The sequence below is a fragment of the Nitratireductor sp. StC3 genome, assembly GCF_003015025.1.
Taxonomy (GTDB): domain Bacteria; phylum Pseudomonadota; class Alphaproteobacteria; order Rhizobiales; family Rhizobiaceae; genus Mangrovimarina; species Mangrovimarina alexandrii.
In genome coordinates this window covers 159,864-173,073 of sequence record NZ_PYBP01000006.1, presented here as the reverse complement: position 1 = coordinate 173,073, position 13,210 = coordinate 159,864, and the positions used below count along the sequence as shown (strand labels likewise).

Genomic DNA, 13,210 nt, shown 5'->3' with positions numbered 1-13,210 from the left:
TGGCCTACTGAACCGCGAAAAAGTCGCGGATCTTCGCCGTCGCGTCGTTGAGCGCAGGCAGAACCTGGTCTTTCAGGTCGGCGACCGAAAGCCGGGCGGTCTGGGTGGAGACGTTGATCGCGGCGACGATCGCGCCGCTGCCGTCGCGCACGGGAACGGCGATCGAGCGCAGGCCCGGCTCGAGTTCCTCGTCGATGAGCGCATAACCCTCGTCTCCCGCGGCACGGATCAACGCGGCCAGCGCCTTCGGGTCGGTGCGGGTTTTCGGCGTCAGCGGTTTGAGCTCGGCGCCGGCCAGGAACCGGTCCAGTTCGTCGTCGGGCAGGCTGGATAGCAGGACCCGGCCCATCGAGGTGCAAAAGGCGGGCAGGCGGGTGCCGACCTGCAGGCCGACGCTGAGAATATGGCGGCCGGGCACGCGCGCGACGTAGACCACGTTTTCGCCAGACAGCACAGCGGCCGAGCAGGCCTCGCCAAAACGGTGCGAGACGGCGCGCATGAAGGGCTCGGCGAAGGACCACAGCGATGCGTTGCCAAGCCAGGTGCGCGCGACGGAGATCAGCCGAGAAGAGAGCCGGAACGTGCGGCCATCCTGGGTGGCGTAACCGGTTGCCACCAGCGTGTGCAGGAAGCGGCGCGCGCCGGCACGGGTTATGCCGGCCTTTTCGGCCATCTCGGTCAGGGTCATTCCGGCCGGGTGTGCGGCCAGGATTTCCATGACCGCCAGACCGCGCCCCAGCGAGCCGACGAGGTCGCGCGACTGGGGGTCCGAGAGCATTGACTCAGGCGAGGCATCCATATAACCAGTATCGCATATAAAACTAAGGTTCGCAATACGAACTTTACTAAGGATGCGACATGGCGACTTTTATGCCTTTGAAGCAGGCGGTGGCCGGCAATCTGCGTGACGGTGATATTGCCGCATTTGAAGGCTTTACGCACCTTATTCCGACCGCTGCCGCGCACGAGGCGATCCGGCAGGGGGTCAAGGACCTGACATTGGTGCGCATGACGCCAGACGTCGTCTACGACCAGATGATCGGAATGGGTTTGGCCAAGAAGCTGGTGTTTTCCTATGCCGGGAATCCGGGCGTCGGCTTGCTGCGGCGCCTGCGCGATGCAGTCGAGAACGCCTATCCGCGTCCGATCGAGCTGGAGGAGCATTCGCACGCGGCGATGGCCAATGCCTACGAGGCCGGCGCGGCTGGGCTGCCCTGCGCGATCTTTCGCGGATATCTCGGTGCCGAGCTTGCCCGCGTCAACGCCAATATCAAGCAGGTGACCTGTCCGTTTTCCGGCGAGACGCTGGCCGCGGTTCCCGCCGTGCGGCCCGACGTCACCTTCATCCACGCCCAAAAGGCAGACCGCAAAGGCAACGTGCTGATCGAAGGCATTATCGGCATCCAGAAGGAGGCCGTGCTGGCGGCCAAGCGCGCGGTGGTCACGGTCGAGGAGGTGGTCGAGGACTTTGCCGACCTGCATCCAAACCTGACCATCCTGCCTCATTGGACGGTGACGGCGATCGCGGTCGTGCCGGGCGGCGCGCACCCGTCCTATGCGCACGGCTATTATCCGCGCGACAACGCCGCCTATCTGGAATGGGACAAGATCGCCGCCGACCGCGCGCTGTTTCGCGCGTGGATGGACGAAAACGTGATCGAGGCGACGGCGGAGGATTTCGCTGCCCGCGTCGCAGCTTTGGGGGCGATGTGATGAGCGACCGAGACTTCACCCCCAACGAGATGATGACGATCGCGGCGAGCCGCGCCCTGAAGGGCGACGACGTTTGCTTCGTGGGCATCGGCGCGCCGTCGGCCGCCTGCAACGTGGCGCGTCTTACCCACGCGCCGGACATCACGCTGATCTATGAATCAGGCACGATCGGAACCGCGCCCGACGTTCTGCCGCTGTCGATCGGCGACGGGGAATTGTGCGAGACGGCGGTGACGACGGTCTCGGTGCCGGAGATGTTCCGCTACTGGCTGCAGGGCGGGCGCATCAGCATCGGCTTCCTGGGCGCGGCCCAGCTCGACCGGTTCGGCAATATCAACACCACGGTGATCGGCGACTACGACCATCCCAAGACCCGGCTTCCCGGCGGCGGCGGGGCGCCGGAGATCGCGAGCGCGGCGCAGAAGATCTACATCACCATGGTGCAGTCGAAGCGCGGCATGGTCGACAAGATCGATTTCTACACCTCCTTCGGTCATGGCGAGGGCGGCGATCATCGCCGCCGCATCGGCATCGACACGGAAGGCCCGGCACTGCTGATCACCGATCTGGCGATCTGGGAACCCGACCCGGAGACCAAGGAGTTCACCGTCGTTTCGCTGCATCCAGGCGTTACCCGCGATCAGGTGCAGGAGACCTGCGGCTGGACGGTAAAATTCGCCGACAGGGTTGACGAGACGCCCGCGCCGACCGCACTGGAACTGAAGACGTTGCGCGACTTGAAAGCGCGCACCGAGGCGGCCCACAAGGGCGCGGCCGGTTCCGGCGCGAAGAAAGGATCGAAAGATGGCTGAAGCCTTTATCTGCGACTATGTCCGCACGCCCATCGGCCGCTTCGGCGGTGCACTTTCGCCCGTGCGTGCCGACGATCTCGGCGCGGCTCCGATCCGCGCGCTGATCGAGCGTAATGGCGGGGTCGACTGGCAGGCGGTCGACGACGTGTTTTACGGTTGCGCCAACCAGGCCGGCGAGGACAACCGCAACGTGGCGCGCATGGCCGCGCTGCTGGCCGGGTTACCGATCGATGTGCCCGGCTCGACCGTCAACCGACTGTGCGGCTCGGGCATGGACGCCGTCACCATCGCGGCGCGCGCCATCAAGGCCGGCGAAGCGGAGATCATGATCGCGGGCGGTGTGGAATCGATGTCGCGCGCGCCCTTCGTCATGCCGAAGGCGGCGAGTGCTTTTTCGCGCAACGCGGAAATCTACGACACCACCATCGGCTGGCGCTTCGTCAACCCGCTGATGAAAAAGCAGTACGGGATCGATTCGATGCCGGAGACCGGCGAGAACGTCGCCGAGGCGTTCAACGTGTCGCGCGCCGATCAGGATGCGTTCGCCGTGCGCAGTCAGGCCAAGGCCGTCGCCGCGCAGGAAAACGGCCGGCTGGCCAAGGAGATCGTTCCCGTGACGATTCCCCAGCGCAAGGGCGACCCGGTGGTGGTCGACAAGGACGAGCATCCGCGCGCCGGCACCACGGTGGAGGCTTTGGCCAAGCTCGGCACACCGTTCAAGAAGGAAGGCGGCACGGTGACGGCCGGCAACGCTTCCGGCGTCAATGACGGCGCTGCGGCGCTGATCGTGGCCTCCGAAGCGGCGGCCAGAAAATACGGCCTGACGCCGATCGCCCGCATCCTCGGCGGTGCGACCGCCGGCGTGCCGCCGCGCATCATGGGCATCGGCCCGGCACCCGCGACCAAGAAGCTGTGCGCGCGGCTCGGCCTCGAGCCCGCCGGTTTCGACGTGATCGAACTCAACGAAGCCTTTGCCTCCCAAGGCATCGCCGTGCTCCGCGATCTCGGCATTCCCGAGGACGCGGAGCACGTCAACCCGAACGGGGGGGCGATCGCGCTCGGCCACCCGCTCGGCATGTCCGGGGCCCGGATCACCGGCACGGCCGTGCTGGAGCTTCGCGAGCGCCAGGCCAAGCTGGCTCTCGCAACGATGTGCATTGGCGTTGGCCAGGGTATCGCGATCGCGCTCGAGCGGGTCTGACCGCGCGGTCCGAGCGTCACGCCTCCTCGGCCTGGCGAGTTCCGATCGGCCGGGCGAAATAACGTACCGATTTCGCGCCGCCAGGCAGGGTGGCCCTTCCGATCGCCTCAAATCCCATCGCGGCATGAAAGGCATCGGAGGCCGGGTTGGGCGGTTGTTCGTTCACCTCGCACGTGACCAGCGGGTAGCCGCCAGCGGCGGCCTTGTCGAACACATGGCGATAAAGTCGCCGGGCGTGGCCTCTGCCGCGCGCGGCCGGATCGACGACCACCCGGTCGACATAGACGAAGCGCGGGTAGCGCGCCTTGAACCACTGGAAATTGGAACTGTCATAATCGGCATCCTGGTCGAAGGCGATCAGGAAGGCCTCGATCTGGCCGATCCGTCGAGCGCAGAATGCGGCGTCGATCAGACGGGCAAGCTCGTCCGGCTCGAGGAAGGACAATTCCAGGGCGTGGCGGTTGTTAAGCTCGAGGACGGCCGCCTCGACCTTGGCGCCGACCGGCAGGATGGGCAGAGCTTCGCTGTTCATAAGCACCGGTTTAGAACGGGCCCGGGTTCCGGTGAAGCCTTGTGCCTCAATAAGGCCATTCGCCTCTCCCGAGCGCCTTGAGGGCATCGACGATGCGCGAGAAACTCCGCCGCGCCCGGTCGACGGTGTGGCGGCCGCGCAGATAGCCGTGCACCAAGCCCTTTTCCTCGCGGCAATAGGCCTTGCCGCCGGCCTCGATAATCCGGTCGCGGTAGTCGGGGCCGTCGGAGGCCAGCGGGTCGCACTCGGCGGTCACGATCACGGTCGGTGGCAGGTCGGCAAAGTCGGTGTCGCGCAGCGGCGCGAAACCGGCATCGCGCGAGACGTCGGCGCCGCCGGTGCGCATCTGCTGATAGAACGCCATGTCGCGCGTCGACAGCATCGGCGCGTTTGCGTGGGCGATATAGGAGCCCTTGGTGTGGTCGCCGCCGAAGCCGGGATAGATCAGCACCTGCCCGGCCGGCGCGCGCGGGTGACGGCGGTAACGCCCGGCGACGGCGGCGGCGATGTTGCCGCCGGCCGAATCGCCGGCGAGCAGGATCGAGCAACGATAGGTTCGCGCGGCCCACTCGAAGGCGGAATAACCGTCCTCGTGCGAGGCGGGGTAGAGATGTTCGGGTGAAAGCCGGTAGTCGACCGAGACGACGTCGTAACCGGTGCGATGGCACAGTTCGGCGCAGATATCGTCATGGCTTTCCAGCCCGCCGAGAATAAAGCCGCCGCCGTGAAAATAGAGCACCATCGCCGATGGGTCGGGCGTGGCGGCGCGATAGAGGCGGGTCGGGATCGCATGGGCCGACGTCTCGATCGCCATCGTTTGCGCGCTCACGCCTTCGGGATGGTCGGCATGGAACTCACGGCACATGCGGTCGTAGATCTGGCGCTGCTGGTCGACCGTGTAGTCGACCGTGTCGGGTGGATAGAACGCATTGGTACGCTCGATAAAGGCCCAAGTCTGCGCGTCGATGAGTTCGGCGTAGTCGGTCATGACCTATTCCCGTCTATCGTCCTTTCCATACCGGGTCGCGCTTTTCGGCGAAGGCGCGGAAGCCTTCCATATTGTCGTCGGATGCGTAAAGCGTGTCGACCGTGCGGAATTTGCGCTTGGTAACCCGGTTCATCGCGTCCTGGAAATTCATCGCCTCGGCCGCGCGCGCTACTTCCTTGATGGCGGCGAAGACCAGCGGCGGGCCGGAGGCAAGCAGGCGCGCCACCTCCCAGACCCGTTCCTCCAGCCGGTCGGCCGCCAGCACCTCGTTGACCAGGCCCCAGCGACGCGCCTCCTCGGCATCCATCCAGCGGCCGGTCAAAAGCATGTCCATCGCCACGTGATAGGGGATGCGCTTCGGCAGCTTGATCGTGGCGGCGTCGGCAAGCGTGCCGGCACGAATTTCGGGCAGGGCGAAGGCGGAATGGTCCGCAGCGTAGATCAGGTCGCAGGACAACGCCAGTTCGAAGCCGCCGCCGACCGCCATGCCGTTGACGCAGGCAAGCACCGGCTTGTTCATGTCCAGCAGTTCCTGCAGGCCGCCGAACCCGCCGACGCCATAATCGCCGTCGACCGCGTCGCCGCTCGCGGCCGCTTTCAGATCCCAGCCGGCGGAGAAGAATTTGTCGCCCGCCGTCTTCACGATCGCGACGCGCAGCGCGTCGTCGTCGCGGAACGCTTTGAAGGTTTCGCCCATCAGCCGCGAGGTGGCCAGGTCGATGGCGTTGGCCTTGGGGCGGTCGAGCGTGATTTCCAGGATCGCGCTTTCGGCTCGGGTCTTGACGATATCGGACATGACTGTCTCCGGCTTCAGCCTTCCCCTTGAGGGGCGGGCGGGGTGAACACGATCAGCGCGTCGGCGATCCAGGCTCCGTCGCCCTTCGCGCACACGATCAGCGGATTGATGTCGAGCTCGTCGAGGGTGCCGGCATGGGCGCCGGCGAAGTCCGCGACGTCGGCGATGACGTCGATGGCCGCTTCAAGATCGGCCCTGGGCCGGCCGCGATAGCCGTCGAGCAGCGGAAAAAGCTCCAGCCCGCGCAGCGCCGTTTCGATCTCGGCGCGTGTCGGCGGCAGCAGAAGCGTGGCGGTATCGCGCAAGAGCTCGACCAGCACGCCGCCGGAACCGACCGTCATCACCGGACCGAACAGCGGGTCGCGGGTGACGCCGACAATCAGTTCGGCGACGCCGCCTTCCACCATGCGCTCGACATAGAGCCGGTCGGAAAGCGCCAGCAGCGCGGTCGCGGCGTCGTGTACGGCGGCGCCGTCCCGCAGCCCGAGGCGCACGGCGCCGCGTTCGGATTTGTGGGCGATGCCGAGCGTCTTGAGCGCCACGGGAAAGCCGATCCCGGTGGCGGCGAAGGAAGCTTCCTCGGCACTCGCCACCACGCGGCCGGCCGGTATCGGCAGGCGGTGCGCGGCCAGCATCGCCTTGGCCGCAGCCTCGTCGGGGGCGTGTGTTTCCTCGGCCCGATCCGCATCGCCATCGTCGCGATATTCGGTGCGACCCGCCCACAAAGGGGCGCCTGGGGTGCGTTGCCAGGCCTCGCCGATCGCGGTCGCGGCTTCGGCAGCGTCAAGCGCCTCGGCCATGCCGCATAGTGGCGCGATGCCACGCGCCAAAAGGCTTGCGCAATAATCCTCGGGCAGGTTCTCCGGCATGGAGGCGACGATCGCGCCGCTGGCCGCGTTGGCGGCGAGGGCGGCGGCAAAGGCGTCGACAGTCGGCCACCAGTCGTCGTCGGTGCAACGGTCGCGGCGCGGAAAGTCGAGCACCAGCATGTTGAGATCGAATCCGCCGGCGATCATCGCCGAAAACGTTGTCGTCATCGCCTCGCGGTCGTTCCAGATGAAGGTGTGATAGTCGAGCGGATTGGCGACCGTGACCAACGGCCCAAGCGTCTGCTTGACGCGCTTGCGATGCGGTTCGGCAAGCGGCGGAAAGCCCACCGACCGGCCTTCGGCGGCATCGGCCATCACCGAGGCCTCGCCGCCCGAACAACTCATCGACGACAGGCGCGGGCCGGAAAGCGGCCCCACCGCGTGCAGCAACTTGAGCGTTTCGACAAAGGCCGGGATCGAATGGACGCGGGCGATGCCGATCCGCGCAAAAAATGCCTCGGCGGCCGCGTCGGAGCCGGCGAGCGAGGCCGTATGCGAGACGGTCGCCACGCGGGCGGCGGCCGAGCGGCCGACCTTCATCGCCACGATCGGTTTGCCGAGCTCGCGCGCCCGCGCCGCCAGCCGCTCGAACCCGGCCACCGCATCGAAGCCTTCGACATGCAGCCCGAGACAGGACACGCGCTCGTCCTCGATCAGGCCGAGGCCGATCTCCGACAGGCCGGTCTGGGCCTGGTTGCCGGCGGTCATGACATAGGCGAGCGGCAGGCCGCGTCGCTGCATCGTCATGTTGATGGCGATGTTGGAGGACTGGGTGACGATCGCCGCTCCGCGCTCGCCCTCGGCGAGCCGGGCGCCGCCATGCTGGTCGGGCCACAGCAGGGCGCCGTCGGCATAGTTGATCAGGCCGTAGCAGTTCGGCCCGACGATCGGCATGGCACCGGCGGCCCCAAGCAGGGCCTTTTGCAGGCGCGCGCCGTCGGTGTCCTCTTCGCCGGCTTCCAGAAAACCCGATGCGAAACAGACCGCGCCGCCGGCGCCGCGCGCGGCGAGTGCGCCGACCATGTCGACGGTCAGGTGGCGGTTCACGCCGATAAAGGCGGCGTCGGGGGCGCCCGGCAGGTCGGCGACGCTGGCGAAGGCGGGAACGCCCTCCACCGCCTTCTTGACCGGATGCACAGGCCAGATGTCGCCGGCAAACCCCATCTTGAGCGACTGGCGCACAACGTTGGAGCCGAAGAAGCCGCCGCCAATGACGGCGATCGAGCGCGGGCGCAGTAGGCGCGAGAAGTCGCGGCGTGCGCTCATGACGAGGGCGCTCGGCCGCAATCCCCGGCCGTCTCCGGTTGTCGCGCGGCGATCCTGCCGATCTCGTCGGCATAATCGCCAAGCGCGGCGCGGCCCTTCGGGCTCAGATCGTAGATGCCGGTGCGGATGCGGTCGAACCAGCCATAATGGTCGTCGGCCATCAGCCGCCGCGCCTGCTCGACACCGGCGCGCCTGGCGACCTCGGAGGCCTTGGTCGGCCCGTTCTCGGCCAGCACGCGCAGGCAGCGCAGCGCGTCCTGGCGGTAGGCCGTCACCAGATTGCGGCGGATCGTGCCGCCGGTATTGGGGTCGCCGACGCGGCGGTGATATTCGCGCAGAAGCCGCGCGCGCCGCGGCGCCGATTGCCGGGGCCGGTAGGGCTCGGGATCGCAGTGGACCTCGACGAAGCCGTCCTTCAGCCGCACGGTGATCAGTCCGAGCCCCAGGCGCCGGCACAGTTTGGTATTGGCGGCGAGCGCGCGCAGAAAAGCGCGGCCGGGTCCGCGCGCAATGGCGACATAGACGGCGTCGGTTATCGCCTGGCGGTCGATCGCCTGATGAAATAGGGACAACGAAAACCCGGCCTTGAGCTCAACGATCACCGGGGCCTCGTCGCCACGCACCGCAACCACGTCGGCGGCGCCGATCTCGCCCTTGACGGCGTAACCCTGGGCCTCCAGGAGCCGTTTGACCGGCGCATAGAGGTCGGCCTCGCGAATCCTCGTGCCAGCCATCGTGTCGTCCTATCCTCCCACGGTCCGCAGCAGCGCGCGCGAAATAATGTGGCGTTGAATCTCGCTGGTGCCTTCCCAGATACGCTCGACGCGGGCGTCGCGCCAGATGCGCTCGAGCGGCAGGTCGTCCATCAGTCCCATGCCGCCATGGATCTGGATCGCCTCGTCGGCGACGAAGGCGAGCATCTCGGTCGCCTTGAGCTTGGCCATCGCCATGTCCTGGTCGGTGACCGTGCCGGCGTCGTATTTCCAACCGGCTTCCATGACCATCAGTTCGGCCGCCTTCAATTCGGTCGCCATGTCGGCGAGCTTGAAGGAAACGCCCTGGAATTTGCCGATCCGCTGGCCGAACTGTTCGCGCTGGGCGGCGTAGTCGATGGCGTGGGCGAGCGCCCGGTCGGCCCGGCCGAGGCAGGTCGCGCCGACCTGGAGCCGGGTCGCGCCGAGCCAGGAATTGGCGACCTCGAAACCGCGATGCACCTCGCCCAGCACCTGGTCCTTCGGCAGGCGGCAATCGTCGAATTCCAGCACCGAATTGGTGTAGCCGCGATGCGAGACGTTGCGGTAGCCGTCGCGCACGGTGAAGCCCGGCGTGCCCTTGTCGACGAAAAAGGCGGTGATCTTCTTGCGGTTGCCGCGCGGGGTCTCCTCCTCGCCGGTCGCCATGAAGACGATGGCGAAGCCGGCGATGTCGGCATGGGAAATGAAGTGCTTGGTGCCGTTCAAGACCCAGTCGCCGCCCTTCTCCACCGCGCTCGCCTTCATGCCGCGCAGGTCGGAGCCGGCGCCGGGCTCGGTCATGGCCAGACAATCCCAGGTTTCGCCGCGGATGCACGGATAGAGATATTTTTCCTTCTGCGCGTCGGTGCCGGCGAGCAGGATGTTGGAGGGCCTGGCCACGCAGGTCCAGTGCAGGGCGTAATTGGCCCGGCCGAGTTCCTTTTCGTAAAGCAACCATGTCGGCGTATCGAGACCGGCGCCACCGACCTCTGCCGGCATGTTTGCCGCGTAGAGCCCGGCGGCGATCGCCTTTTTCTGCACCTCGCGGATCAGTTCCATCGGCAGGTGGCCGCTGCGCTCCACCGTCTGCTCGTGCGGGTAAAGCTCGTTCTCGACGAAGGCGCGGGTTGTCTCGACGATCAGCGCCTGTTCCTCGCTCAAGCCGAAATTCATGCGTTCACCTCAGCTTCGGGCATGGTGGGATCGAGCCTTTTCATGTCTCGCTCCCGTTGCCGTCACCCGCATCCTTGTCCGGCCGTGCGGTTTCGGCGAGGCGTGCAAGATAGTCCTTGTGCAGCGCGCCCGCGCCCCAGCCCTTGCCCTTGTTCTGGCGCGACAGCGCCTCCATCACCGCGACCAGATTGTCGTCGCGGATCCGTTCGAGGTCGCGGATCGACCATTGTCCCGACTGGGCGTCGGACTGGTCGGCGATCAGATCGACGAGCTCGTCGTTGAACTCCGGCACGTCCATCAGCCTGGTCCACGGCCACGTGAGGCAGGGTCCGAACTGGGCCATGAAATGGCGCATGCCGGCCTCGCCACCGGCGATCCGATAGGTCTCGAACACGCCCATCTGGGCGTAGCGCAGGCCAAAACCGTAGCGCACGATGTCGTCCAGCTCCTCGGTGGTGCAGATGCCGTCCTTGATCAGCCACAACGATTCGCGCCAGATCGCTTCCAGAAGCCGGTCGGCGACGAAGGCCTCGATTTCCTTGCGTACGACGACCGGCTTCATGCCGATCGAGGCATAGAGCGCGCGCGCTCGCTCGACATGTTCGCCCGCGGTCTTTTCACCGCCGACGATTTCCACCAGCGGCAGCAGATAGACCGGGTTGAAGGGATGGGCGACGACGAGGCGCTCGGGACGCCGCATCGCCGTCTGCATGTCGCTCGGCTTGATGCCGGAAGTGGAGGAGCCGACGATGGCGTCGGCGGCGGCATGGGCGTCGATCTCGGCCAGCACCGCGTGTTTGAGCTCCAGCCGTTCGGACACGCTTTCCTGGATCAGCGTCGCGCCGTCGACAGCGTCGGCGATGCTTGCCGCGTAGCGGATCCCGCCTTCCTTCGGCAGATATTGTCCGGCCATGCGCTGATAGGCCCGGCGCGCGCCGGCCAGCACCGCGCCGACCTTGCGCTCGGCCTGCGGGTCGGGATCGAAAACGGCGACGTCGATGCCGTTGAGGGCGAGCCGGGCCACCCAGCCGGCGCCGATAACGCCCCCGCCGATACATGCGGCTCTTGTGATGGTCATAGAAACGTCTCCGGTCCACACGGGTTGCGCGCTACGTTGTCCATCTTCTTGAGCCTCAGCACTAGGCCGCCAGCGGCGCGCGTTTCTCCAGGCCGAGCTTTTTTCGCACCTCTTCGGGCCCCAGAACGCGCGCCCCCATCGCCTCGACGATCGATACCGCGCGCTCGACCAGTTGCGCGTTCGTCGCCAAGACGCCTTTTTCGAGCCAGAGATTGTCCTCGAGCCCGACGCGCACATGGCCGCCGGCGAGCACCGAGGCGGCGACATAGGCCATCTGGTTGCGGCCGAGCGCAAAGGCGGAAAAGGTCCAGTCCCGGGGCACGTTGTTGACCATCGCCATGAAGGTATTGAGATCGTCGGGCGCGCCCCACGGCACGCCCATGCACAATTGCACCAGCGCGTCGGGCTTCAAAATACCCTCTTCGACAAGCTGTTTGGCGAACCACAGATGGCCGGTGTCGAACGCCTCGATCTCCGGCTTGACGCCGATCTCGGTCATCAGGCCGCCCATGGCGCGCAGCATGCCGGGCGTATTGGTCATGACGTAATCGGCCTCGGCGAAATTCATCGTGCCGCAGTCGAGTGTGCAGATCTCCGGCAGGCACTGGCGCACATGTTCGACCCGCTCGGCCGCGCCGGCCATGTCGGTGCCGTTTTCCTTGAGCGGCAGCGGCTTGTCGGTCGGGCCGAACACCATGTCGCCGCCCATGCCGGCGGTCAGATTGAGGACGACGTCCACTTCGGCGTCGCGGATGCGTTCGGTCACTTCGCGGTAGAGTTCGACGTCGCGGCGCGGCGCGCCGGTTTCGGGATCGCGCACGTGGCAATGGACGATCGCGGCGCCGGCCTTGGCCGCCGCGATCGCCGATTCGGCGATCGCCTTGGGCGACCGCGGCACGTGCGGGCTGCGATCCTGCGTGCCGCCCGAGCCGGTGACGGCACAGGTGACGAAGACCTCGCGGTTCATCGTAAGGGGCATGGCGATCCTCCGGTTCGCGTCCGATCCGGATCGCAGGATCGCGCGGCTTGCAGGAGGATGCTTTACAATTTACGAATTGTTCTTGATGAAAAACGAAGCCGCTTCGATCTTCCGGCCCGAACGCGACCCGCTTGCGCTGACCTTCCTGGTTTTTTCCGGCGCCTCGATCATGTGCGTGGCCTCGGCGGTCGATCCGCTGCGGGCGGCAAACCGCATCGCCGGCAAGACGCTGTTCGACTGGACCATCGTATCGGCCGGCGGGGAGGCGCCGGTCACGACCTGCGGCCTACCGGTCGCCGTCGCCGGCCGTTTCGATCCGGCGCGCCGCAGCGACGTCCTGATCGTGGTCGGCGGCTTCGGCACGCGGCTTGCCGCCACGCCGGGGCTGATCGCAGGCGTGCGGCGTGCCGCTCGGCAGGCACGCGCGGTGGGCGGGATCGAGGCGGGATCGTGGCTGCTCGGCGCGGCGGGCCTGCTGGAGGGACGGGCGGCGACCACCCATTGGGAGGACCTGGAGGATTTTTCCGCGCGTTTTCCCGGCTGCGAGGTGCGTCCCGACCGGTATGTGATCGACGGGCCGGTGTTCACTGCCGGCGGCGCCTCGCCGACCTTCGACCTGATGCTGCACATGGTGCGCTCGCGGCTCGGCATGGCGGTCGCGCTCGACGTGGCGAGCGTGTTTATCTACGATCAGGCGCGGGCGGCGACCGATGCCCAGCCGTTGGTCTCGCTCGGCAGGCTCGACGGTTACGATGCGCGCGTGGCCCAGGCGATCCGGCTGATGGAAAGCCATGTCGACCGGCCCTTGCCGGTCTCGGCGCTGGCGCGGCGTTGCGGCGTCAGCGCGCGCCGGCTGGAAACGCTGTTTGCCGACGCGGTCGGCGAAACGCCCGGCGCCTATTATCTGCGGTTGCGCCTGGCTGCGGCGCGGCGGCTGGTGCTCGACACGACCGAGCCGATGGCTGACATCGCCGCGCGAACCGGTTTTTCCTCCGCCTCCGCCTTCAGCCGGGCCTTTGCGGCAGCGTTTGCACGCGCGCCCTCGGCGATGCGCGGCGGGCGCTGATCA

13 protein-coding genes are annotated in these 13,210 nt (G+C 67.0%); 4 read left to right on the top strand and 9 right to left on the bottom strand.

All coding sequences use genetic code 11. From position 1 onward, the window contains the following. Positions 1 to 4: 4 nt before the first annotated feature. Positions 5 to 778, bottom strand: a complete 774-nt coding sequence (locus tag C7T96_RS14745; RefSeq protein ID WP_106572007.1) for an IclR family transcriptional regulator C-terminal domain-containing protein — start codon at positions 776 to 778, stop codon at positions 5 to 7. Positions 779 to 858: 80 nt separating this feature from the next. Between C7T96_RS14745 and C7T96_RS14740 the strand changes: the two genes are divergently transcribed. From C7T96_RS14740 to pcaF, 3 genes are read left to right on the top strand one after another with little or no spacing between them, the layout of a single operon-like run. Further along, a complete protein-coding gene (locus tag C7T96_RS14740) occupies positions 859 to 1,713 on the top strand; it encodes a CoA-transferase (RefSeq protein ID WP_106572006.1) in 855 nt (284 codons plus the stop codon). Then, on the top strand, positions 1,713 to 2,525 hold the full coding sequence (locus tag C7T96_RS14735; RefSeq protein ID WP_106572005.1) for a CoA-transferase subunit beta: 813 nt from the start codon (positions 1,713 to 1,715) through the stop codon (positions 2,523 to 2,525). The genes C7T96_RS14740 and C7T96_RS14735 overlap by 1 nt, the downstream gene beginning before the upstream one ends. Next, positions 2,518 to 3,726, top strand: a complete 1,209-nt coding sequence (gene pcaF / locus C7T96_RS14730) for a 3-oxoadipyl-CoA thiolase (RefSeq protein ID WP_106572004.1) — start codon at positions 2,518 to 2,520, stop codon at positions 3,724 to 3,726. The genes C7T96_RS14735 and pcaF overlap by 8 nt, the downstream gene beginning before the upstream one ends. 16 nt (positions 3,727 to 3,742) lie before the next feature. Here the strand turns inward: pcaF and C7T96_RS14725 are convergent, their stop codons facing one another. The 8 genes from C7T96_RS14725 to C7T96_RS14690 form a co-directional block, all read right to left on the bottom strand. After that, entirely contained in the window at positions 3,743 to 4,258 is a 516-nt protein-coding gene (locus C7T96_RS14725; RefSeq protein WP_106572003.1) for a GNAT family N-acetyltransferase, read from the bottom strand. A 46-nt stretch (positions 4,259 to 4,304) separates the two neighbouring features. Next, positions 4,305 to 5,246 carry an alpha/beta hydrolase gene (locus C7T96_RS14720; protein ID WP_106572002.1) on the bottom strand — a complete coding sequence of 314 codons (942 nt, stop codon included), beginning with the start codon at positions 5,244 to 5,246 and terminating at the stop codon, positions 4,305 to 4,307. 13 nt (positions 5,247 to 5,259) lie between these two features. Then, positions 5,260 to 6,042 (bottom strand): carnitinyl-CoA dehydratase, encoded by a 783-nt coding sequence (locus C7T96_RS14715; RefSeq protein ID WP_106572001.1) that lies wholly within the window; start codon positions 6,040 to 6,042, stop codon positions 5,260 to 5,262. Positions 6,043 to 6,056: 14 nt separating this feature from the next. Beyond that, positions 6,057 to 8,177, bottom strand: coding sequence for an acetate--CoA ligase family protein (locus tag C7T96_RS14710; protein ID WP_106572000.1), 2,121 nt, complete (start codon positions 8,175 to 8,177; stop codon positions 6,057 to 6,059). After that, positions 8,174 to 8,911 carry a DUF2161 family putative PD-(D/E)XK-type phosphodiesterase gene (locus C7T96_RS14705; protein WP_106571999.1) on the bottom strand — a complete coding sequence of 246 codons (738 nt, stop codon included), beginning with the start codon at positions 8,909 to 8,911 and terminating at the stop codon, positions 8,174 to 8,176. The genes C7T96_RS14710 and C7T96_RS14705 overlap by 4 nt, the downstream gene beginning before the upstream one ends. Positions 8,912 to 8,920: 9 nt before the next feature. Beyond that, a complete protein-coding gene (locus C7T96_RS14700) occupies positions 8,921 to 10,084 on the bottom strand; it encodes an acyl-CoA dehydrogenase family protein (RefSeq protein ID WP_106571998.1) in 1,164 nt (387 codons plus the stop codon). A gap of 40 nt (positions 10,085 to 10,124) precedes the next feature. Then, positions 10,125 to 11,162, bottom strand: a complete 1,038-nt coding sequence (locus C7T96_RS14695; RefSeq protein ID WP_106571997.1) for a 3-hydroxyacyl-CoA dehydrogenase NAD-binding domain-containing protein — start codon at positions 11,160 to 11,162, stop codon at positions 10,125 to 10,127. Between the two features lie 61 nt (positions 11,163 to 11,223). Next, entirely contained in the window at positions 11,224 to 12,141 is a 918-nt protein-coding gene (locus C7T96_RS14690; protein WP_106571996.1) for a 3-keto-5-aminohexanoate cleavage protein, read from the bottom strand. Between the two features lie 82 nt (positions 12,142 to 12,223). On the opposite strand from C7T96_RS14690, the gene C7T96_RS14685 reads away from it, so the two are divergent. Next, positions 12,224 to 13,207 carry a GlxA family transcriptional regulator gene (locus C7T96_RS14685; RefSeq protein WP_106572092.1) on the top strand — a complete coding sequence of 328 codons (984 nt, stop codon included), beginning with the start codon at positions 12,224 to 12,226 and terminating at the stop codon, positions 13,205 to 13,207. Positions 13,208 to 13,210 lie beyond the last annotated feature (3 nt).